Origin of the sequence: Dyella flava, from assembly GCF_016904955.1 — a bacterium.
GTDB classification, from domain to species: domain Bacteria; phylum Pseudomonadota; class Gammaproteobacteria; order Xanthomonadales; family Rhodanobacteraceae; genus Dyella_B; species Dyella_B flava.
The window spans coordinates 111,061-131,249 of the sequence record NZ_JADIKE010000030.1 but is presented as its reverse complement, the minus strand read 5'-3'; the positions used below and the strand labels follow the sequence as shown (position 1 = coordinate 131,249).

Below are 20,189 nucleotides of genomic sequence, written 5' to 3'. Positions count from 1 at the left end.
ATGTCGATGGTTTGGCCGTCATTCCCGCGAAAGCGGGAACCCATTTTTAAAGCCGCAACCCATTTTCATCGCTCGCATCAGAGCGAAATGGGTTCCCGCTTTCGCGGGAATGACGACGGAGAAAATGATTGCTGAGGAGTTGCGTGTATGCGTCGCTCCATTGCCGCCCGACCGCTTCGAACGAAAGCATGGCGTCGAAATGCGCACGCACCCGCTCCGGCGACTGGCGCTTCGTTGCTGCATGCACCAGTGCTTGCGCCAGACGTCGGGCGTCGCCGCACGGCCACAGATGACCGATGTCGCCGGTCAGCGTGCGGAATGACGGGATATCCGTGACGACCGGCGTGACACCGCAGGCCATCGCCTCCAACAGCGCATACCCGCAGCTTTCCCGATGGCTGCCAGAGACGAACAGATCCGCCGCACGCATCAGCCATTCGATCCGTTGATGCGCCACTTTGCCCAGCAAGTGCACCCGTCCGGACAGGTGCGGATCGCGATCGATGCGTCGTTGCACGGCGGGCAGCAGCGGCGCATCGCCGAACACGCACCACAGTTTCAGTCCCGGCAAGACCGCCGCCGCCTGCGCGACGCCGTCGAGCACGGTCATCGGGTCCTTGCCCGCGCTCAAATGGCCCACCCACAGGATGCACGGATCGCCATACAGGCCGGTTTCCGCACGCGCGCGCGCACGGCTGCCGCGGGTGAAGCGGCAACTGGATTCGGGAATGGCGAACACCTGTGCGTGCGGATCGAGCAAGCCCGCCGCGGTAAACGGCTGCGCGAGTTCCGGTGCGGTGAAGGCCACGCCCGCGGCGGCCCTGTACCAGCGCCGCCACTGCGGCCGCCGCCACCAGCGCGGCGGGCGGTTGGCGTGATCCTGGAACAGGATCGGCAGATGCGGCAGACATTGCGCGATGGCGAACGCATCCTCGGCGAAGTCCAGGCCGTGCACATGCAGGACATCCGCCTCGATCTGGTCGATCAGCTGGGCAAAGCGCCGTCCGCGGCTGGCTACGGTGTCCGTGTCATGAATATCGCTGAAGTGGTAACCGATGCCGCCGCGAACGACGTGAATCGGTTGTGTCGTCGCCTGGATCACCGACACCCGCGTGCCGGAACTGGCGACCGCTTCGGCGACATCCACCAGCGACGGCCATTGCCGGAACACCTCGGCTGCGCCAAGTCCTTCCGGGGCCGGAACGAAGTTGATCTGCGCAACATGCAGCGCCGTCATCCGCTCAGAGCCCCGAAACCTGTGGCATGCGCAGCTTTACCAGCCGGTTGGCCAGCTCCAGCTCCCATGGCCGGTTGTATTTGCGATGGCTGTAGCGCCACGACGCGGCCACACTGAGCGTACGCTTGGCCCAGCGTGGCGAGCGCAGATCCTGCGCGGTGGGATAACGGCAACGCAGCACGGTGACGAAGTCGCGGATGCGCCGGCGCATCTTGTCGGTCAGCCAGGGCGCATCGGCGTGGCAGGCGTAGTCGACCCAGCGTTGCTCGGTCCATTCTTCCGGTGTCCTGGGGAACACCACCGGCTCGCCGTTGACATCGAGCAGGGGCGCGGAAGGCCGCTTGCCACGATCTTTTTCGTGACGGCTGCTTTCCGGCAACGGCGTGTAGACGTAGACGATGATCTCGGATTGCGGATTGATGCGCTTCAGCTCGCGGATGAATTCGAAGGTGTGCTCGGTTTCTTCCTCGGTGTTTTCCGGCGGCCCGACCATGAAAGACAGTTCGGGAACGACGCCGTTGCGCCGGCACAGTTCGGCCACTTCCAGGGTTTGGTCCGGCCGCGTGCCCTTGCGGATCTCCTTGAGCATTTGCCCGCTGGGCGATTCCGCGCCGATGTAGGCCATGCGCAGGCGACTCTTGCGCACCAGCTTCCATGAGCTTTCCGACAGTTTCAGCAAGGCATCCGAGCGCGCGTAGCACCACCACGGCAGTTCAAGTTTCGCCATGACTTCCAGCAGCGGCACCATGTCTTCTTCGCGGTCGAAGAAGTTGTGGTCGAAGTACTGGATCGAATCGGCGCCCAGCTCATATTTGAGATAGGTGAGTTCGCGCTCCAGGCGCGTGGTGGCCGGGACGGCGGTCGCGCCGCCGAACATGGCCGCGACGCCGCAGAACGTACAACGAAAGCGGCAGCCCACCGACGCCTGATGCGCGGCGGTACGGCGGCCCAGGAAGGTGCGCGCCAGATAGCGGCGCGGATCGCCGAGCTTGTCGTACACCAGCACGGTGTTGGGATCGGCGAGCGAGAAACGCCGGCTCGGGTTGTGCACGATCTCGCCATCGACCTTGTGTGACAAACCGCCGATCCGCGCCAGCGATGTGTGCGCACCGTTGCTCAGCGCCGTCATCAGCTCCGGAAAACTTTCCTCGCCCTGGCCGCGGATGGCGTAATCGACATAGGGCGCGGCCAGCGCCGTATCCGTGTAGAGCGTCGGGAAATAACCGCCCCACACGATCGGCAGCTCGGGAAAGTGTTCGCGCACCGCCTTCGACAGCTCGATCGACGGCGCCATCTGCGGGCCGCCCATCACGCTGATGCCCACCGCATCGAAGCGGCGCTGTTGCAGCGCGCGCAAGCTGTCAGTGATGAAGTCGCGATCGACGTTGCCATCGATGATCTCGCTGCTGCCGGTCTTGTCGAGCGCGGCGGCCAGATGCAGCAGCGACAACGGAAACCGCGCGCTGGAGGGCGAGGTGATGGTCGGGTTGATCAGCAGCGTATGCGGGCGCGTCATGGGTGCCGGTCGAAAGCGGGAAAGGTCATGGCGTTCGCCGCAGCTGGAACACCAGCGCCACCGGGACTTCCAGCGCCATGCGGTCGAAGTGGGCGTCATCGGGAATGTCTTGCGGATCGAGCATGGGCTCGAGCACGTGCTCGATCTCCAGCCCGACCTTGGCGCAGGCGGCATGCCAATGACTGTAGTGATGCGCCTTATGCCGTACGGCGTAGCGCTGGCCGTCGCATTTGAAATCACGCAGCCAGCCGAGCGCGTAACCGATCGGATGCACGTCGCTGCACAGCACCGTGCCGCCCGGACGCGTCACGCGGCACAGCTCGGCCAGCGCCTGTTGCAGATCATCGAGATGCCCGATCACCAGGCCGCAAATGGTCAGGTCGGCCCAGGCATCCGGCGTCGGCAATGCGGTCAGGCTGCCCTGCACCAGGCGCACCTGCGCGTCGACGCGATGCCCGTGCAATTCCATGGCGGCGCGTTGCAGCATTTCCTGCGACAGATCCACGCCCTTCACGCGCGCCGCGCCGCGATCCAGCGCATGCAGCATGTAGCGGCCGCTGCCGCAACCGGCATCGAGCACGGTTTGGCCGTGCAGTCCTTCCGGCATCAGCGCGAGCATCGCGCGCTCTTCGGCCTGCATGACCGGGTTGTGGGCGCGCGCCGGATAATTCGGCGCCCACAAGGCATAGGCTTTCGCCGGAGTGAGGATGGGTGTGTGCGACATCAGTAGTACCGAGCCTCCATGGCGACATCGCACTCCGTCACCTTCCCATCGGCGGCGCTTTCCAGCCCGGGCTCAAGAGCGATCAATGCCGGCTCGGCGAGATGGCGGGCGAGCAGTTTCGGTTTGCCGTCCAGCTTGACCGGCACGGCTTCCACACCGGTCGCTGCGAACCATTCGGCGAAATCGGGATCGGCGATCTGTGGCATGCCGTCGCGCACCACGGCACGGATCTGGCTGCGTTCGATGCCTACCAAGCCGCGCACCGGGTCGCCGCCAAGGTCTTCCACGATCACCAGGTCGGCGTGCGCACCGGGTAGCAGCGCGCCGCGCGATGGCAGACGCAGGATGGCCGCTGCCCGCGTCGTGACGAGACCCAACAACTGCGCGGCGGTGAGGTCGCAGCGGTCGACGATGGCGCGCATTTCGTCGAGCAGGTCGCGCTCACCACTAAGCCGCGAATCACTGGCCAGCGCAAGCCGGCCGGCCGCGCACAGACGGCGCGGATCGAGCGAACGCCCAAGCAAGGCGCGATTGCTGCCGGGACACCAGATCACCGCCGCGCCGCTGGCGATCACGCGCTCGATGTCCGGCTCGGACAAACCCACGCCATGGATCAGCACGCTGTTCGCCGACAGGCAACCGAGCATGTCCAGCTGCGCCAGCTCTGCCTGGGCGATCGCATCGGTGCCTTCGGCCAGATGGATCATCCATGGCCATTCGGCCGGTGTCGCCGCAAAACTCTCCTGCACCGGCGGTCCGTATCCCGGCCAGCCGAGCGCATAGCTCCAGCCAAAGTTGCGCAGCAGTGCCACCGGAAAATCCGGCGCATCGAGCACCGGATGCCAGGGATCGTGATGCGCCACGCAGGTGGTGCCGGCAAGCAGGTTCTTCAGCGCGCCGTGGCGCAGGCGCAGGGCTTTCGGTATCGCCAGCGCAGCTGCGACGGCGGCATCCTGGAAATGCGCCTGGAATGCGGCGATCCAGGCGTAGCTATTGGGAAAAGGTGTCGGCGAACGCAGCGCGGGCACGGCATTGACGTGCAGATGATCGTGCGCATTGATCAAGCCGGGAAAGACCAGGTGATCGCGCAGATCCAGCTGATACGCCCACGCGGCCGTGGATGACCCAATGCGCCCCGCGCGGATCGGCAACGCCGCGCGCGTCACGCCTTCCACGCCGACCAGGGCCGCATGGCAAAGACTTGCGTTGGTTCGTACGGGCGCGTTCATGGATTCACCGCCGGCGCAGCACGATCAGAAAGTGATCGCCCATATTGCGCAGCAGCGGCAGCCCGCCGAGGCGATCGTCGAGCCGGCCCAGGCGCTCGCACGCCACAGGGTGACGCCGATACACATCCACCAGATAGGGCGGCGGCATGAACAGGCTCAGCGCCCGGTAGCTTTCGAGCGAAAAGTAATCGGCGAAGGCGCGATAGAACTCGCGCGGCGAGTAGTAATACGTCCAGATGGTGTGGCGATTCATGCCCACCGCGGTTGCGCCGCGCGCGGCACGCACGACCGCGCGCTTGAAGCGGCCCTTCAGCGCGTAATAACCGACTTCCCACGGGCAGATGCGCCCGATGACCGAGAACACCAGCATGCCGCCCGGCCGCAACAGCCGCGCGGAATCGGCGGCGACGGCACGCAGGTCGGGCGCGCAATTGAGCGGACCGAAGTTCGAATAGATGCCGTCGAAGCGGTCGTGCAGCTGACCGAGCTGATGGACACCGACATGTATCGGCAGCACCTGTGAGGTCAGTCCCGCTGCCTCGGCGCGGGCGCGGGTGCGCTCGACCATCTGCGGCGACCAGTCGGTGGCGACGACATGATGACCGCGCCGCGCGAACTCGGCCGCATCGATGCCGGTGCCGCAACCGAGGTCGAGCAGGCGCGAACCCGATGGAACCACGGCGCGCACGGTATCCCACAGCGTAACGCGCATGCGCTGGATCAGTTCGTTGTTGCCGCGCGGACCGTCGTAGTCGGCCGCGACGCTGTCGAAGGCGCGTTGCGTATCGAGCAGTTGTGTCTCGTCCAGCGTCATCGACCTGCTTCCGGTTTCAAGCTTGTATGCCTTGCTCACTTCGATCCTCGTTGCACCGGATGACACGCGCCGGCCTCTACGTTTTCTAGTCAGTGAGTGCGACCATCGGCTTTTTTGGTTGAATGCCTTTGGTGAGTGCGCGCTTGCGCGCCGTTGCCCGGCGCAAGGCGTTGCGCGCAATCGCCGCCACGGTGGCCAGGAACAGGCCGAACACCAGACCGACCGCCCACATCAGCACGGGATTGGGGAACACCGGGTTGGCCGGCGCGTACACCGGCCACATCAGCGAGGTGTCATAGGTGTAGGTGGCGCTGAGACGATCGGCGAGCTCGCTTTCTGTCTGCTGCAAGCTGTGGATCTCTTGGTTCTTGCTGGACAGCAGTGCGCTTGCCAGCACCGGGCCGGACGCACCACCGCCGCCAGCGACGGCTTGCTGCAAGCGGTCGCGGTCGGCCAGGGCGGCTTGCAGCTCCTTGCGCAGCTCATCCAGCCGCGCATGCCCGCGCGCCAGCGGTATCGCCTCGATGCGCTGGTGGATCGCCTGCAACTGGGCCACGGTGGCGGTGGCGAACTGGCTGACCTGTCGCTGCGAATACCCGCGCAAGGTCAGCTTGATCAGCGGCCCCGCATACGGCAAAGGCTCCGCCTTCAGGCTCCTGCGATAGAGCCCGGCGGCGGGAGCGTCATGCGAAAAGCCCAGGCTGTTGGCCACGTCGTCCTGAAAGGCGACGAGCTGCAAGCGTTCAAGCACGCGTTGCAGTGGCTCGGCTTTCGGATCCTGGTTGGTCGGCGCCGTGTCCACCTGGCCGATCTGGATCCAGCCCGTCGCCTGCCATTGCGGCCTGGCGGCATGCAGAAAGGCGAAGGTAGCGGCGAGCACCAGCAGCAGCACCGCCACGAACCATGTCCATTCGCGGACCAGCAGCCGCCACATATCGATCAAATAAACGTCATCGTGTTCCATCGTCTTGGACTCACTGGAAAGTTGGGGGAGACATCGTTCGAGCGGCGGCCGCGGCAACCGGCGATTCCGCCCGGCCCGGCAACCACGCTGCGAGTACCTGCATGACCAGGCACAGCAGCACAAAACCGAGGTTGGTCCAGGTAAATGCCTGTGGCGCGAACGGCGACATCAGGCAGACATACGACATGCGCAGAAAGATCAGCCATGCAAACAGCGAAACCGGTGGATGCAGGCGCCGCACGCTCCACCACAACATGGCGTACAAGGCGAGGATCGACGCCACCGCGCCCAGCGGTCCCAGCGCCATGAGGAAGGGGAAGAACTCGGTGCCGACGTTGATGTTGGGCGCATCCAGCGGGATGCCGGTGCCGGCGGTCGCGATGGAGCCCGCCATCGGCACCAGCTGGTTGATCAGGAAACTGGCGTTCGAATAGTGCTTGGCCAGCATTGCGCCGAAGTTGTACGGGCCCGCGCTGATATACAGCAGCAGCCACTTGATGCCCTGCGGTGCGGCGCGATACATCGCGCTGAAAGGCAAGGTGACGGTGTCCAGCGTGCCTGAGCGCAGCATGCCCAGCACCGAAAAGACGGTGCCGCCCGCCACGGCCAGAACGGCAACCGTCTTCCACGGCAACGGCCTGGATTCATCGCGGCGGAACAGCACCACCAACGCGAGTGAAAACAGCGACGCGAAGATCCGGTTGCGATCGATCACCAGCACCGGAAAAACCAGCCCCACGGCGATGAGCAGGTAGCGCAGCCACTTGCTGCGCGCGCAAAGCAACCCGATCGGCACCAGCGCCCAGCACATGTCGGAGATGTGCCGGATATGTTCGTGGCCGCCTTCCATGTTGGCGTAGGACGAGGGGTTATCGATCAGCGGAATGGGAAACAGCGCGAGATCGAGCAGGCAGAACACCATCACTGCATACGCGAAGGCCAGCGCAACGAACGACTCTCGCGTACCGAGGTAGTCACGCGCACGAAACCGCTCGAAGCGCGGCAAGCGTGCGCCGAACAGCAGATCCAGCAACAGGATCGCCACCGCGCTCGCGGCGAGCAGCAGCACGCCCTCCAGGTAGCTTTCGGGCAGGTCATAGGTAAGACAGGTAAGCCCGCAGGACAGCAGGATGGGCAGCGCCAGATAGGTGGAAGGAAGGCGCAACATGCGGGTCAGGCCTCCTTGACCAACGAATGCGGCATCGGAAACCGCAGCTTGGAAAAGGCGATCAGCAACAGATACATCACGATGTGAAACGCGAGCGGCGTCAGCCGCCGCTGCAGGAAGGCGATCTTGGCGCCGATGACATGGACCTGCGCCTTGAGCAGCGTGCGGTACGGCTCTTCGAACAGGTGCGTCCGGCGCATCGCGACATGCCGCGACTCGCGCAGATTGATAACGCGCGTGTCGCGGTGGGTTGTCCGGCTGAAGTTGTTGTCGTGGAGGCGATACGCGCACACGCTGACATCGATGAAGCCGAGCCCGTCGCAGGCCGCCAGGCGCAGGAAGAAATCCCAGTCGTCGATGCGCAGGCCTTCGGTCCAGCGATCCACCGTATCGAGCGCACTCTTGCGCACCATCGCGACCGGTCCGCCGATCGCCCACTGGCTGATGACGGCGCGGCGGATGCCTTCGTCGGAGCGGTAGAGTTTCTTGTTCGCCCCATGCAGGTCGTGCATGCCGCTGCCATGCAGGATCAGGCCGTTACCGTCCACGACGATCGAATCACCCACCACGGCCTTCTTGAACGGATGCATCAGCAAATAGCGAACCTGGGCCTCCAGCCCGCCCGGTAGCAGATAGTCATCGCTGGCGCCCAGGCGCAGGAATTCACCATGGGCGCGCGCGGCCAGTTCGTTCATGGTCGAGGCAATGCCCTTGTTGGCGTGGCGTGCGTATTCCACGCGCAGCTTGTCGCCGTGGCGGGCGATCCACTCGACAATGCGTTCGTGCGTGTCATCGGTGGAACCGTCATCGATGATGATGATTTCCTTCGCCGGATACAGATCTTCCAGCACGCTATCCAGGCAACGCTGCACGAAGCGCCCGTGGTTGAACGCAGGAATGAGCACCGAGACCAGCGGCAGGTTCTGCGCTCTCATCGGCAGGGCGTCGGCCACGGTCATGCTTCCCCCAGATAACGGCGTGCCACCAGCACGTTGAAGGCGAGATAGAGCAGATAGTTGATCGCGAAGGCGTACATCGCCCCAACCAGTCCAAACCAGGCGGTGAACAGGTAGACCAGCGCGAGATAGCTGACCGCGAACACGCATTCGGAAATCACGAACAGCCGCGTCATCGCCTTGGCCAGCATCAGATACGACAGCACGAACGAGGCGATCTTGACGACGTCGCCGATCAGCTGCGGACCGTAAAGCACATTGGCGGCGGTGAAGTCGGCGCTGAACAGAAGATGGGTCACCTCGTTGCGCATCACGTAGACCAGGGCCGCCAGCATGATGACCAGCGGTAACAGATGGCGGTACGCGCTGCGCAGCTCCAACACCAGGGAGGCACGTTCGTGCGTCGACGCCAGCTTCGGCAGGTAATAGATATTGATGGCCGTGGTGAGGAACAGCAGGTAGGCATCGGAGACCTTGCTCACCGCCTGCCAGTAACCAACCTGCTCCCAGCCGAACTGCTGCGCGAGGTGATTGCGCACGGCGATGTTGATCAGCGGCGGCAACAGCGCGGAGGTGAGTGTCATCACCGAAAACGCCGCCAGCCGCTTGGTCATCTCGCGATCGAAGTGCATGCGCAGCATGCTGCGGCGGAAATACGGACTGCGCCACCACGCCGGCACGCCCACCAGCAGCGTCAGCACCTGCCCCAGCACCAGGGCCAGCAGTACCCCGTACAGATGCAGCCAACGCGACAGGCCCACCGCCATCACCACGCCGATCACCGAACCGAGCACCTGCACGAAGGCGAGCCTGCGCACGTCCATGAAACCGTTGATCACAGCGAGGATGTAATTGACCAGCGCGATGCCGAGCTGCGCGATGGCCAGGATGCGGATCAGGCTTTCGTAATGGAAATCGCCCAGCAGCCACAGCGCGAGCTGGCGGCTGAACAACAAGGCCGCGCAACCCATCACGCACGATGCGCACAGCGCATACCAGAGTGCCGCCGCCAGCAGGCGCGACAGCCGCTGCGCGTCGTGGCGATACTCAGCCACGTACTTGACGATACCGGCGCTGATGCCACCACCGGCCAGCACCGCCAGCAGCGACATCAGGCTCATGAACTGGCCGAGCTTGCCGACGCCTTCCGGCCCCGCGAACCACGCCACGAGCTTGATGACCACCAGGCCCGCGAGCAGGCGCGCCGCGGTGGCGATGGAGGTGTAGAAGCCGGTGCGCACCAGACTCATGGCGGACACTCGAACGCCTGGCACGCGGCGATGACCCGCTCCACTTCGTCGTCGCGCAAGGTCGGACCCAGCGGCAGGCTCAGCACTTCGTCATGCAATTGCTCGGTCAACGGCAAGTGGACATCGCGCAAGGACCGATAGGCGGACTGCCGATGCGGTGGTATCGGGTAATGCACCTGGCTTTGGATGCCCAGCCGCTGCAGGTGCTGTTGCAAGGCGTCGCGCTGGGCGCAACGCACCACGAACAGATGCCAGGCATGCTGCTCTTCGCTGCGCACCTGCGGCAGGCGGATCTGCGGATGCCGGATGCCCTGGCGATAACGTTGCGCAACATGGCGACGGCGCGCGATGTCCTGGTCCAGATACTTCAACTTCACCCGCAGCATCGCCGCCTGCATTTCGTCGAGGCGCGAATTGACGCCCTGGAACAGGTGGCGGTATTTCACCTCGGAGCCGTAGTTGCGCAAGGCCGCGACGCGCTGGGCGAGCAGCGCATCCTGGGTGACGACCGCGCCGCCGTCGCCCAGCGCGCCCAGATTCTTGGCGGGAAAAAAGCTGAAAGCCGCCGCATCGCCAAACGCACCGGCTCGACATCCATGGCTGATCGCACCATGCGCCTGCGCCGCGTCCTCGATCAGCAGCAGCTTGTATCGACGCGCCAGCGCCAGCAGCGCCGGCATGTTGGCCAGCTGCCCGTACAGATGCACCACCATGATCGCGCGCGTGCGCGGGCCGATGGCGGCTTCCACCCGGTCCGGATCGAGATTGAAGCTGGCCGCGTCCGGCTCCACCGGCACCGGCCGCATGTGGTTTTCGGTGATCGCCAGGAAGCTGGCGATGAAGGTGTTGCCGGGCACGATGATCTCATCGCCTTCGCTGAGTGCGCCAAGCTCCTTGTAGCCGCGCAGGATCAGCGCCAGCGCGTCCAGCCCATTGCCCACGCCCAGCGCATGCTGCACGCCGCAGTAGGCGGCGAACTCGCGTTCGAACGCGGCCACTTCCTCGCCAAGCACATACCAGCCCGAATCGATCACGCGGGCGGCGGCGGCCTTCAGCTCGTCGGCATAGCGCGCGTTGATGTCCCGCGCGCTGAGGAACGGCACGTCCATCACAGCTCCCACTGGTAGAAATCGTGCACCACGGCGCGCGCGCCGAAGCGCTCCTTCTGCATGATCAGGCCGCCATTCAAATAACGCCCTTCCTGCTCGGTCGATACGCCGAAACTGAAATAGATGCGGTCGGCGTAGCGATGGCCGATCAGTTCGCCGAGCAGCAGGCTTAGCGCATTGAGCTCCCGCCCCTGCTCCGACGCCGCCATGTACTGGGTATGCACGGTGCGGCCGAAGTCGTAGACGAGCACGCCGGCGAGCAGGGTGTCCTCGACATACGCCTCGTGCAGCACGATGTGGTCGGGAAAGCGCGACTGCAGCAGCCGCAGTTCCTGCGGGCTGTGGGTCGGCACGACCTCGTGCTTGTGCAGCACCTCGGTCAGCAGCGCATGAAACGCAGTCAGATCGACACCGGTCCGGATTTGCACACCGGCCTTTTTCGCCTTGCTGATCGAGCGCTTGCGGCCGTCCGCAAAACGGAACGCTTCGCGCAACGGCACGACGGAAGAGATATCGCGCCGCGTCAGCGTCGCGCCAAGGCGATGCAGCGCGTACAGATCTTCTTCGGCAGGATAGGCATGAAAAATATGCGGGATCGCCTTGTAGACGATGCGCCTGACACCCTGCGCGCGATAGTGCTCGCTGATCTGCTCGAACACGGCGAGCGTCGCCTCGGCCCGCACATCCTGCGTGGTGATCAATCCGGCATAGGTCAGGCCGCCGTGGCTTACCACGACGCCATCTTTTCGGTTGGCGGGAAAGACCGCCTCCGGCTTGCCGTCGCGCTCGATCAGCAGCGACTGGTCGACGAAGCGATCCGCGTGGTAATCCATATAGCTGCGGCGATGCAGGAAATTGCCGTTCCTGGACTGCCCGACCAGCGCGTCCCAGGCCTGGGCATCAGCCGGCGCGTAGGGCTTAACGGTGTACATCAGGTTCCCCGTTGGTGGCGCCGTCACGTCGCTCCGCCACGCCAAAACCGTCGACGCCCATGTCGTTACCGTTGTAGAACATCAGCAGCTTGTCGCGATGGCGAATCAGGGCGGGATAGCAGATGACGCGCGAATCCCAGCCGCGCGGGGACAAGCTCACGCCAAGCGTCTCGTCGCGACGTTCCCAGCGGATGCCATCCGCGCTGTAGGCGACGCCGGGAAAGTATTCGCCAGTGACGTTGCCACGCGTGAAGTACATGACATAGCCATCGCCATGCCGATAGACGCGCGGCCGGCCGATCCGGTATTCGTTGCCGCGCGGAAGCAGGCATGGATGATCTTCGCGCGGCAGGATGCGCGGATCGTCCGTCTCCGCATAGCGAATGTGGTAGCGCGGAAAGGGCCGGCCGTCGATGATCTCCCAGTCGTCGCCCACCGCGTACCACAGCCGCCAGCGACCGTTTTCGCACATCACCGAATGCACCGCGCCGATGGTGCTGCGTCCGGGTGCGCGGTCCAGGATCGGCGTCTCCTGCGCCCGCTTGAAGTGCAGCCCGCCGTCGTGGGAGATCGCCAGGCCGGTGAAAGCCAGGAACTTGGCTTTCGCCACGCGCTGGAAACCCACATAGAACATGTACAGGCCGTCCGGCGTATCGACGATATCGCCGAGGATCATGCCGTTGTCGTCGAAACAGCCATCCCGGCCGATGTCCAGCACCGGCTCGGCACCGACCCGCGCGATTTGCGCCGGATCGTCCGCATGGACGTCCACATAGCCGATGCGGCTGACCCCATCCGCATCACGGAAGCCCGCATACACGCGAATCAACTCATCGCTGATGCGCCAGGGTGTCGGCGTGAGCGCCGAATGGCGCATCCAGGCGCCCACGCTATGGCGCGCGGTGTCGAACACCAGGCCTTTCTTGATCCATGCGCCCATGCGCGTTCAAAGCCTCACGGCTAGGCTGGACTTGTCCGGTATCGCACGCGCGGGCGAGCCCACATAGATGCGGCCGGGCTCGGTATCGCGCGTGACCAGGGCCCCGGCGCCGATCACATTGTCCGGCGCGACCTTGACCTGGTCGTTGAAGGTGGCGTTGACGCCGATGAAGCATCCTTCGCCGATCTCGCAATAACCGGAAATGACCGCGTGCGAGGCGACGAACACGTTGTCGTGCATCACCGTGCGATGCCCGACATGGTTGCCGCTCCACAGCACGCAGTTGTTGCCGATCGTGACGAACGGCTGGATGACGTTGTTTTCGAAGATGAAGCTGTTTTCGCCGATCACGGCGTTGTGCCAGACGAAGGCGCGCGAACTGATGTAGGTGGCGAAGCGGTAGCCTTGGCTTTTGGCATCGCGGTAGAAGCGCGTGCGCAGGCGGTTGAGCTGAGAGGCGGGGATCGCCACGTACACCTCGCAATCGGCCGGCGCGTAGTTCGCCGCCAGGGTCTCGTAGGCCACGATCGGACGATCCGCCAGTGTGGAGTGCGTGAGATATTCACGCTCGACGCTGAAGGCGACCACGTCGTAGTCGCTGTCATGCGTGAAGTATTCGCAGGCGATCCTGGCGAACTCGCCCGCGCCGATGATGACTAGCGGCCTGCGCATGCGGCCAAACCTTCCTGCAGCAGGGAACCTTTCGCTTCGCGCAGGAATTGCGCGTAGTCGGTGATGTAGTCGGAGGGGTCGTACAGCTGGTCGGCCAGCACCATCAGCACGCAGTCGTGGCTGAAGTTGTACAGCTCGCGCCACACCATGCTGCCGATCAGCAAGCCTTGCGCGGGATCGTCGAGCACCACTTCCATCGGACCGTTGCCGTCGTCCAGCAGCATGGTGACCGAACCACGCACCGGCACCGCCAGCTGATGCAGGCGGCGGTGTGCGTGCTGGCCGCGATGGACATCGTTGTTCGTCGCGAACAGGTAGTAAACGCGCCGGATGGCAAACGGCACGTTTCGATCCTGCTCCAACGCGATGAGCATGCCGCGGTCGTCGCCATGCTTCTGCAACTGGATTCGTTGGATTTCCATGTTCAAGGCCAGGTCGTGTCTGCGTGAAGGTGACCCACGTACCTGGGTGCCATACCAGCGGGGAAAGGTTGTGCCGGATCGCCGCGCTGTCACCGGCGCGCGCATCAGCGCCCGGTGCATCGATGCAACCTTTCGCGCCCCCACCGGCACCCATCCGCACGAGGCCGTCTTCGCAACGCCCTGCATTCTGCTAACGGCGTGAGGAAGGTCATGAGTGGGCATGAATCAGCCGAATGACGGCGACGCGCAGGCAGCTCGGGTATGACAGTGGACATCAAGGCTGGATCAAAGCAGGGGCACAACGTGGCATTCACCGCCGGCGCTGGCATCGAGCCAGGTCGCGCGTATCAGCCTTCACAGGCGGCCGCCGTAATGCGCCCGCGCAAGCTGGTGGTGATGCACTGGCTTACCGTTCTTTGCGTGTGCATGGCAGCGACCTTGATCCTGGTCCGCGAACTGGTCGATGGCCGCGCGCTGCGCCAGTGGCTGCTCGAAGGCCATCGTCACTTCGGCCTGTTTGTGCTGATTCTTTTCTTCTTGCGCGTGGCGCTGCGTTTTCGCCTCGGCAAGCTGCCATCGGTAAGCCATAACGCCTGGCCGATTCGCGTGGCCGCGGCGCTGACGCACATCGCACTGTACGCATTGATGCTCGCGCTGCCGATGCTCGGCTGGGCATTGAGCAATGCGCAGCATAAACCGGTGCACTTTTTCGGCCTGACCCTGCCCATGCTGGTCGGCGGCGACGCAGATCTCGCCGATCAACTGCAAACCTTGCATGTCGATGCCGCCTGGCTGTTACTGGCCCTGGTTGTGCTGCACATCGCCGCCGCGCTCTGGCACCACTTCATGCTGCGCGACGGCACGCTGCGGCTGATGCTGCCCAAACGCCGACGCTGATGGAGCGCGCCTTGTGTTCTATCGCCCCCAATCACGACAAGGAGATCGCATGTTGAACCGACGCCCGCTGCGCCGGATGCACAGGGTTTACCTTTGGTTGGCCGCCGCGTTGCTACTGATTGCCAGCACCAGCGCGCAGGCCATTCCCGCCTACGCGCGGCAGACCGGCAATGCCTGCGCGGACTGCCATGCAGGCGCCTACGGCCCCGCGCTCACGCCTTACGGCATGCGCTTCAAGCTCAACGGCTATACCGATACCGACAGTAACGGCGTGAAGATTCCGGTCTCCGCGCAGATCACCGGCGCGCGCAATGTCCCTGCCGAGGGCAAGAGCAGCGACGAGCTCACCGAAGCGGACGTCTATATCGCCGGACGCGCGACGGACAATATCGGCGGCTACATCAAGATCGCCACGGATAACAGTGGCGACAACAAGTTCAACAGCCACTTGAGCGATGTCGACCTGCGCTTCGTGCTCAAGGACGTGAACGTCGGCAAGAAGGAAGCCACCTTCGGCGTAAGTGTCAACAACAATCCCGGCTTCCAGGACCCGGTGAGCGATCTGTTCGCCTCCACCCAGCTCGGTCCGCCGGATGTCACCGGCTCGCTGCTCAATCCTTCCAGCCCCAACTCCCTGGCCGAGCGCGTGATCGGCGCGACCGTCTACGGTCTTTACGACTCCGACTGGTACGGCGAAATCGGTACGTACACCTCGCTGCCCGTGTCCGAGCAGGATCGTCTTGGTTACGCGCCATCGGGTGATCCGGGCAAGCTCGGCGATACCGGTTATGCCCGCTTTGCGTACATGAAGGATCTGAAGAAGCAGTTCTTCTCCGCCGGCGTGGTTGCCTTGACCACCAAGCGCGATCTGCCGCGCACGGGTCCGCCGGAAGACGTGACCGATCTCGGCTATGACCTGACGTACCAGTTCATCGGCAATCGAAAAAACATCGTGCAGGCGAGTTTCGTCAACATTCTGGAACTGCGGCACTACGGCATCCTGCCGGCCAGTCCGATCCCCGGCGTCACGGCGCTCACCCAGGGCGCGGTGCATGACCGGACACTCTCGCTCACGTATACCTTCCTGCAAACCTACAGCGTCTCGATTGCGCACCTGGAAAGCACGGCAACGCGCGACGTGGTTCGCTATGAGCCGTACGGCATTCCCGATACCACCAGCAATCAGTTCATCGTGTCGTGGGCGCCGTTCGGCAAGGACGATTCGTTTACGCACCTTGCCAACCTGAAGCTTTCGGCCATCTGGTTCCGCTTCAGCCAGTTCAACGGCGCCAGCCAGAACGTGTTCGGCGCGCCGCCCGGTTTCCCGCCGACCAGTGCGCGGGATCTGGACGCCTTTCTGGTCATGGCGAGTGTCGCCTTCTAAAGCATCACCTTCGAAAAACGTGTACAGGAGTCAGCAAGTGAGCAAGTTGTTTTCGGCATCGTTCCTGCCGTGCGTGGCTGCCGCAGGACTCTATCTCGGGGGCGCCTTGATGTCCCCTTTTGCCCTGGCCGGTGACGCCGGCGCCGGCTCGGATGTGTTCCAGACGGAATGTTCGGAATGCCACAGCGTGAAGGAGGGACGCAACAAGAAAGGCCCCAGCCTGTTCGGTATCGTCGGACGCGCGGCGGGCACCGCGCCGAACTACAAATACTCGGATGCATTGTTGCAGGCACACTGGGTGTGGACGGCGGACAAGCTGCACAGTTACCTGTCGCAGCCGGCCAGGCAGGCCAACCCCGGCACCAAGATGAAGTACGACGGCCTGGACGATCCCAAGCAGCTCGATGACCTCATCACCTATCTGAGCACGATCCACTGATGACATGGTTGCGCGCGATGGATGACATTCCCTTGTGTTCCCGGATCGTCTATAAGCCGGGAAGACCTGTTACAGGGCAACTTTCGTGCGTGTGAATGCGTAGATCCTCATGAAGGAGCGTTGCCCTTTTTGCGCTGAAGTCACTGTGCGCCGTGGCCTTGCCCGGCGTGCTCGGCGTGATTTCCGCAAGCGGGGTGCTGCGCTGATCCGGATCGGTCAGTTGTGTACGTTACTGGCGGTGATGGCGTGCCTGTCCACGCCGCTGCACGCGCAATCGTCCTCGATCAGCGGCACCGTGGGATTGAGCTCCCAACTGGTGGATCGCGGGCTGGCGGTGACGCCGGCCACGCCCATTGTGCAGGCGGCGGCAGCCTGGACGTCCGCGTCGGGCTGGTCGCTGGGCCTGTCCGGCGCCACCGAAGTGCGCTCGCCCGGGCATCTTTCCGAAGCGCTGGGCCAGGTGTCGCACTACTGGTCGCTGTCCAGCGCATGGCAGATGCAGGCCGACCTGCTCTACTACGACTATCCCGGCGATTCCCGCGCCCGGCTGTTCGATCGAACCGAAACCGGCGTCAGCTGGATATACAGGGACATCCTGTCGTTTGGCCTGTCCGCCTTCACCCTGACCCATGGCAACCACCATGATCCGCGCGGCGCCGCCGATGTCGACTTCCACTGGCCGCTGGTCCGCCATTTCTCCCTGTCGCTCGGCGCCGGGGTCGCCCAGCGCCTGTTTTCGCCCTATGATTCATACGCTTACAGCACCCGACCGGGTGCCGGCGTGTATGGCTACGGGCATGCCGGCCTGCTCTGGAGCTACGGCGCGTGGCGGGTGGAACTGGATCGCATCGCCACCGATCCGGTCATACCCCGATATGGGCGTAATCTGGTTACCCAGCCCTGGGTCGGCACGGTTTCCTGGTCGTTCTGATTCAACGGCAACCTTTCCCCGCCGATCCGGTACATACCTGGAAACCGCCGCTACCCGGCGACTCCTTTAGACCTATGAACGAAGCGACTCTCGACGCCGACGCCAATGACCGCATGCTGCTCCGGCGCATGGCGACGGGCGACCGCGTAGCGCTGTCCACCCTCTACCACGGCTATCACGGTCGCCTGTGCCGTTTTCTGTCGCGCCTGACCCGGCGCACGGACGTCATCGAAGAAGTGGTCAACGACTGCTTCTGGATTGTCTGGCAGAAAGCCGGCGAGTTCCGCGGTGATTCGCGCGTGTCGACCTGGATCATGGGTATCGCCTATCGCTGCGGACTCAAGACGCTGCGCTTGCATGGCGACGAACCGGTGGAGGACGACGCGCTGCCGGAAGACCGCATACCGTCGACGGATCCGGACGAGGATCGCGAATTGCGCGACTGGTTGGCCAAGGGCCTGGATCGCCTGTCGGCGGATCAGCGCGTGGTGGTCGAGCTGGTCTACGGCGTCGGCCATTCCCTGGACGATGTCGCCACCATCATGCAGTGCCCGGTGGGCACGGTGAAAGCACGCTTGTTTCATGCGCGCGTCAAGCTGCGCAACGTGCTTCCCGCGTTGGCGGGTGAATCCAAAGTTTTGAAAGAGAGCGTGTCATGACCTACCCCATGGATACCGGCCAGGATTGTCTCCGCGCCTGGGAGGCGATGCCCTGGGTATTGCAAGAAAGCGCCACGCCGGAACAACGCGCAGGGCTGGAGCAGCATCTTGCCCATTGCGCATCGTGCCGCGCGGAATTCGAGCAGCAGCGTCGCCTGCGGCTCGCGCTATCGCTGCCGACGGATCTTCAGCTCGACGCGCATGCCGGCTTGAAGCACCTGATGGAGCGCATCGATGCACCCGAACGCGAGCAGACCCCTCATCGCCTGCGTTACGGCGGCTGGCTGACCCGTGGCCTGGTCGCGGCCGTCGTGTTGCAGGCGATTGCCCTCGGCGCGCTGGGAGTGAAGTTTCTGGCGGCGGATCAAGCACCGGCCTATCACACGCTGAGCCAGGTATCGGCGCCGGTCGCGCCGGGCTCCATCCGGGTCGTGCCCGATACCGGCATGAGCCTGACCGACTGGAACGCGCTGTTGCATTCGCTGCGCCTGCAGGTGGTGGGCGGCCCCAACGATGTCGGCGCCTACACCGTCGCGCCGACCAGTTCCACGGTAACGACGCAACAGGCCTTGCAACAGCTGCGTGCCGTGCGAGGCATCCGATTGGCGGAGCCCATCGTCAGCACACCATGAAACACGGCTTCTTCCTTTCCATCGCTCTCGCAGCCTTGTTGAGCGCGTGCGCGCACTCGCCGTCCGAAGCGCCGCAGGATCCGCCCAGCGATGTCGGCCATGCATCGGCCCCCGACATATCGGCCATGGATCCGCAGCGCGACATCGTGCTGGCAGTGGCCAACCCGATCGAACCGCCGTCGACCCACGCCGGTTCCAGTCTGCTGGGCTATACCCCGCACGCGCTTTACGGTGCGGGCGAACGTGCTGTCTCCAATCTGGCGGCGCTGAAGCAACAGTATGGTTTGCACGAAGTCGCGGGCTGGCCGATCAAGGCGTTGCAGGTTTATTGCGTAGTGCTGGAGCCGCCGGCCGGCGTCGCGCGTGACAGCGTGATCAAGGCGCTGGCCAAGGACGATCGCGTACAACTGGTGCAGCCGCTGCAGGATTACGCCGTCTACTCGGACAACGCCCAGGACGCGCATCCGTACAACGATCCCTACGTCAACCTGCAACGCGGTTTCGTGGAAACCGATGCCGCGATCGCCCAGAACACCAGCCAGGGCGCGGGCGTGCATATCGCGATTGTCGATACCGGCGCGGATACGATGCATCCGGATCTGCGGGGCCGCATCAGCGATACGCATAACGAGGTCGATGACAACGCGTCGTCGTTCAACCGCGACAGCCATGGCACGGAAGTCGCCGGCATCATTGCCGCCGATGGCGACAACCACCGGGGCATCGTCGGCATCGCGCCGCAATCGATCGTCAGCATCTACAAGGCGTGCTGGTATTCGCAGCTGCCCAACAGCGGTGCGCGCTGCAATTCGTTCACGCTGGCCAAGGCGTTGGCGGCGATCATCGACACGAATGCACGCATCATCAATCTGAGCCTGGGCGGACCGGCCGACCCGCTGCTCGGCAAACTGCTCGATCACTTGCTGAGCCAGGGCCGCATCGTGGTGGCGGCGCTGCCGCCGAGCGGAGCGGTCGATGGATTTCCCGACAACGCACCGGGTGTGATTGTAGTGCGCACGAGCAGCGCATCGCCGGCACCGCCCGGGGTCTTGAGCGCGCCGGGCAACGACATTCTCACCACCCAACCCGGCGGCGGTTACGACTTCACCTCCGGCTCGTCCATGGCTGCCGCTCACGTGAGCGGCATTGCCGCGTTATTGCTGTCGCTTTCGCCCAGACTCGATGCCCGCACCGTGCACGATCTGCTGTTACGCAGCAGCAAAACGTCGCATGGCGTGCTGCAGGTGAACGCGGCGGCGGCGGTGACAGCGCTGGGCCATATGCAAAAAACCAATCGTTGAGCTGTCGCGCCAT

General features: G+C 64.2%; 20 protein-coding genes and 1 pseudogene. 7 read left to right on the top strand and 14 right to left on the bottom strand.

Annotated features, from left to right (window positions below; all coding sequences use genetic code 11):
• Positions 1-136: 136 nt before the first annotated feature.
• The 14 genes and pseudogenes from ISP19_RS06415 to ISP19_RS06350 form a co-directional block, all read right to left on the bottom strand.
• A pseudogene (locus tag ISP19_RS06415) lies at positions 137-1,237 on the bottom strand (glycosyltransferase family 4 protein); the annotation flags it as partial.
• A gap of 4 nt (positions 1,238-1,241) precedes the next feature.
• Entirely contained in the window at positions 1,242-2,753 is a 1,512-nt protein-coding gene (locus tag ISP19_RS06410) for a B12-binding domain-containing radical SAM protein (protein ID WP_204680524.1), read from the bottom strand.
• Between the two features lie 25 nt (positions 2,754-2,778).
• Positions 2,779-3,477 (bottom strand): class I SAM-dependent methyltransferase, encoded by a 699-nt coding sequence (locus tag ISP19_RS06405; RefSeq protein WP_204680523.1) that lies wholly within the window; start codon positions 3,475-3,477, stop codon positions 2,779-2,781.
• Positions 3,477-4,706 (bottom strand): amidohydrolase family protein, encoded by a 1,230-nt coding sequence (locus ISP19_RS06400; protein ID WP_204680522.1) that lies wholly within the window; start codon positions 4,704-4,706, stop codon positions 3,477-3,479. The genes ISP19_RS06405 and ISP19_RS06400 overlap by 1 nt, the downstream gene beginning before the upstream one ends.
• Before the next feature lie 4 nt (positions 4,707-4,710).
• The gene (locus tag ISP19_RS06395) at positions 4,711-5,520 is read right to left on the bottom strand and encodes a class I SAM-dependent methyltransferase (RefSeq protein ID WP_204680575.1); all 810 of its coding nucleotides are present in this window, start codon (positions 5,518-5,520) and stop codon (positions 4,711-4,713) included.
• Between the two features lie 85 nt (positions 5,521-5,605).
• On the bottom strand, positions 5,606-6,484 hold the full coding sequence (locus ISP19_RS06390; RefSeq protein ID WP_204680521.1) for a Wzz/FepE/Etk N-terminal domain-containing protein: 879 nt from the start codon (positions 6,482-6,484) through the stop codon (positions 5,606-5,608).
• Between the two features lie 10 nt (positions 6,485-6,494).
• Positions 6,495-7,661 carry an oligosaccharide repeat unit polymerase gene (locus tag ISP19_RS06385; protein WP_204680574.1) on the bottom strand — a complete coding sequence of 389 codons (1,167 nt, stop codon included), beginning with the start codon at positions 7,659-7,661 and terminating at the stop codon, positions 6,495-6,497.
• A complete protein-coding gene (locus tag ISP19_RS06380) occupies positions 7,658-8,611 on the bottom strand; it encodes a glycosyltransferase (RefSeq protein WP_239556582.1) in 954 nt (317 codons plus the stop codon). Before ISP19_RS06380 ends, ISP19_RS06385 begins: the two co-directional genes overlap by 4 nt.
• On the bottom strand, positions 8,608-9,858 hold the full coding sequence (locus ISP19_RS06375; protein ID WP_204680520.1) for an O-antigen translocase: 1,251 nt from the start codon (positions 9,856-9,858) through the stop codon (positions 8,608-8,610). The genes ISP19_RS06380 and ISP19_RS06375 overlap by 4 nt, the downstream gene beginning before the upstream one ends.
• Positions 9,855-10,967, bottom strand: coding sequence for a DegT/DnrJ/EryC1/StrS family aminotransferase (locus ISP19_RS06370; protein WP_204680519.1), 1,113 nt, complete (start codon positions 10,965-10,967; stop codon positions 9,855-9,857). Before ISP19_RS06370 ends, ISP19_RS06375 begins: the two co-directional genes overlap by 4 nt.
• Positions 10,967-11,899 (bottom strand): GNAT family N-acetyltransferase, encoded by a 933-nt coding sequence (locus tag ISP19_RS06365; RefSeq protein ID WP_204680518.1) that lies wholly within the window; start codon positions 11,897-11,899, stop codon positions 10,967-10,969. The genes ISP19_RS06370 and ISP19_RS06365 overlap by 1 nt, the downstream gene beginning before the upstream one ends.
• A complete protein-coding gene (locus tag ISP19_RS06360) occupies positions 11,886-12,839 on the bottom strand; it encodes a glycoside hydrolase family protein (RefSeq protein ID WP_204680517.1) in 954 nt (317 codons plus the stop codon). Before ISP19_RS06360 ends, ISP19_RS06365 begins: the two co-directional genes overlap by 14 nt.
• A 6-nt stretch (positions 12,840-12,845) precedes the next feature.
• Entirely contained in the window at positions 12,846-13,511 is a 666-nt protein-coding gene (locus ISP19_RS06355; protein ID WP_204680516.1) for an acetyltransferase, read from the bottom strand.
• A complete protein-coding gene (locus ISP19_RS06350) occupies positions 13,496-13,933 on the bottom strand; it encodes a sugar 3,4-ketoisomerase (RefSeq protein WP_204680515.1) in 438 nt (145 codons plus the stop codon). Before ISP19_RS06350 ends, ISP19_RS06355 begins: the two co-directional genes overlap by 16 nt.
• Positions 13,934-14,305: 372 nt before the next feature.
• Here ISP19_RS06350 and ISP19_RS06345 point away from each other — a divergent pair, with 372 nt between their 5' ends.
• From ISP19_RS06345 to ISP19_RS06315, 7 genes are all read left to right on the top strand, one after another.
• Positions 14,306-14,830, top strand: a complete 525-nt coding sequence (locus ISP19_RS06345; protein ID WP_239556599.1) for a cytochrome b — start codon at positions 14,306-14,308, stop codon at positions 14,828-14,830.
• A 49-nt stretch (positions 14,831-14,879) separates the two neighbouring features.
• Complete coding sequence (locus ISP19_RS06340) at positions 14,880-16,214, top strand: cytochrome C (RefSeq protein WP_239556580.1); 1,335 nt, start codon at positions 14,880-14,882, stop codon at positions 16,212-16,214.
• A gap of 109 nt (positions 16,215-16,323) precedes the next feature.
• The gene (locus tag ISP19_RS06335) at positions 16,324-16,653 is read left to right on the top strand and encodes a c-type cytochrome (protein WP_204680571.1); all 330 of its coding nucleotides are present in this window, start codon (positions 16,324-16,326) and stop codon (positions 16,651-16,653) included.
• A gap of 109 nt (positions 16,654-16,762) precedes the next feature.
• Positions 16,763-17,584 (top strand): TorF family putative porin, encoded by an 822-nt coding sequence (locus ISP19_RS06330; RefSeq protein ID WP_239556578.1) that lies wholly within the window; start codon positions 16,763-16,765, stop codon positions 17,582-17,584.
• Positions 17,585-17,658: 74 nt separating this feature from the next.
• Complete coding sequence (locus tag ISP19_RS06325; RefSeq protein ID WP_204680513.1) at positions 17,659-18,243, top strand: sigma-70 family RNA polymerase sigma factor; 585 nt, start codon at positions 17,659-17,661, stop codon at positions 18,241-18,243.
• The gene (locus ISP19_RS06320; protein ID WP_204680512.1) at positions 18,240-18,875 is read left to right on the top strand and encodes an anti-sigma factor family protein; all 636 of its coding nucleotides are present in this window, start codon (positions 18,240-18,242) and stop codon (positions 18,873-18,875) included. The genes ISP19_RS06325 and ISP19_RS06320 overlap by 4 nt, the downstream gene beginning before the upstream one ends.
• Positions 18,872-20,176: a S8 family serine peptidase gene (locus ISP19_RS06315; protein ID WP_204680511.1), complete on the top strand. Its 1,305-nt coding sequence runs from the start codon at positions 18,872-18,874 to the stop codon at positions 20,174-20,176. Before ISP19_RS06320 ends, ISP19_RS06315 begins: the two co-directional genes overlap by 4 nt.
• Positions 20,177-20,189 lie beyond the last annotated feature (13 nt).

Bases quoted from the DNA above. Each gene is read 5' to 3' on its own strand.
- ISP19_RS06410 (WP_204680524.1), bottom strand. From the start codon at position 2,753: ATGACGCGCCCGCATACGCTGCTGATCAACCCGACCATCACCTCGCCC.
- ISP19_RS06405 (WP_204680523.1), bottom strand. From the start codon at position 3,477: ATGTCGCACACACCCATCCTCACTCCGGCGAAAGCCTATGCCTTGTGG.
- ISP19_RS06400 (WP_204680522.1), bottom strand. From the start codon at position 4,706: ATGAACGCGCCCGTACGAACCAACGCAAGTCTTTGCCATGCGGCCCTG.
- ISP19_RS06395 (WP_204680575.1), bottom strand. From the start codon at position 5,520: ATGACGCTGGACGAGACACAACTGCTCGATACGCAACGCGCCTTCGAC.
- ISP19_RS06390 (WP_204680521.1), bottom strand. From the start codon at position 6,484: ATGGAACACGATGACGTTTATTTGATCGATATGTGGCGGCTGCTGGTC.
- ISP19_RS06380 (WP_239556582.1), bottom strand. From the start codon at position 8,611: ATGACCGTGGCCGACGCCCTGCCGATGAGAGCGCAGAACCTGCCGCTG.
- ISP19_RS06375 (WP_204680520.1), bottom strand. From the start codon at position 9,858: ATGAGTCTGGTGCGCACCGGCTTCTACACCTCCATCGCCACCGCGGCG.
- ISP19_RS06370 (WP_204680519.1), bottom strand. From the start codon at position 10,967: ATGGACGTGCCGTTCCTCAGCGCGCGGGACATCAACGCGCGCTATGCC.
- ISP19_RS06365 (WP_204680518.1), bottom strand. From the start codon at position 11,899: ATGTACACCGTTAAGCCCTACGCGCCGGCTGATGCCCAGGCCTGGGAC.
- ISP19_RS06360 (WP_204680517.1), bottom strand. From the start codon at position 12,839: ATGGGCGCATGGATCAAGAAAGGCCTGGTGTTCGACACCGCGCGCCAT.
- ISP19_RS06355 (WP_204680516.1), bottom strand. From the start codon at position 13,511: ATGCGCAGGCCGCTAGTCATCATCGGCGCGGGCGAGTTCGCCAGGATC.
- ISP19_RS06350 (WP_204680515.1), bottom strand. From the start codon at position 13,933: ATGGAAATCCAACGAATCCAGTTGCAGAAGCATGGCGACGACCGCGGC.
- ISP19_RS06345 (WP_239556599.1), top strand. From the start codon at position 14,306: ATGCGCCCGCGCAAGCTGGTGGTGATGCACTGGCTTACCGTTCTTTGC.
- ISP19_RS06340 (WP_239556580.1), top strand. From the start codon at position 14,880: ATGTTGAACCGACGCCCGCTGCGCCGGATGCACAGGGTTTACCTTTGG.
- ISP19_RS06335 (WP_204680571.1), top strand. From the start codon at position 16,324: ATGTCCCCTTTTGCCCTGGCCGGTGACGCCGGCGCCGGCTCGGATGTG.
- ISP19_RS06330 (WP_239556578.1), top strand. From the start codon at position 16,763: ATGAAGGAGCGTTGCCCTTTTTGCGCTGAAGTCACTGTGCGCCGTGGC.
- ISP19_RS06325 (WP_204680513.1), top strand. From the start codon at position 17,659: ATGAACGAAGCGACTCTCGACGCCGACGCCAATGACCGCATGCTGCTC.
- ISP19_RS06320 (WP_204680512.1), top strand. From the start codon at position 18,240: ATGACCTACCCCATGGATACCGGCCAGGATTGTCTCCGCGCCTGGGAG.
- ISP19_RS06315 (WP_204680511.1), top strand. From the start codon at position 18,872: ATGAAACACGGCTTCTTCCTTTCCATCGCTCTCGCAGCCTTGTTGAGC.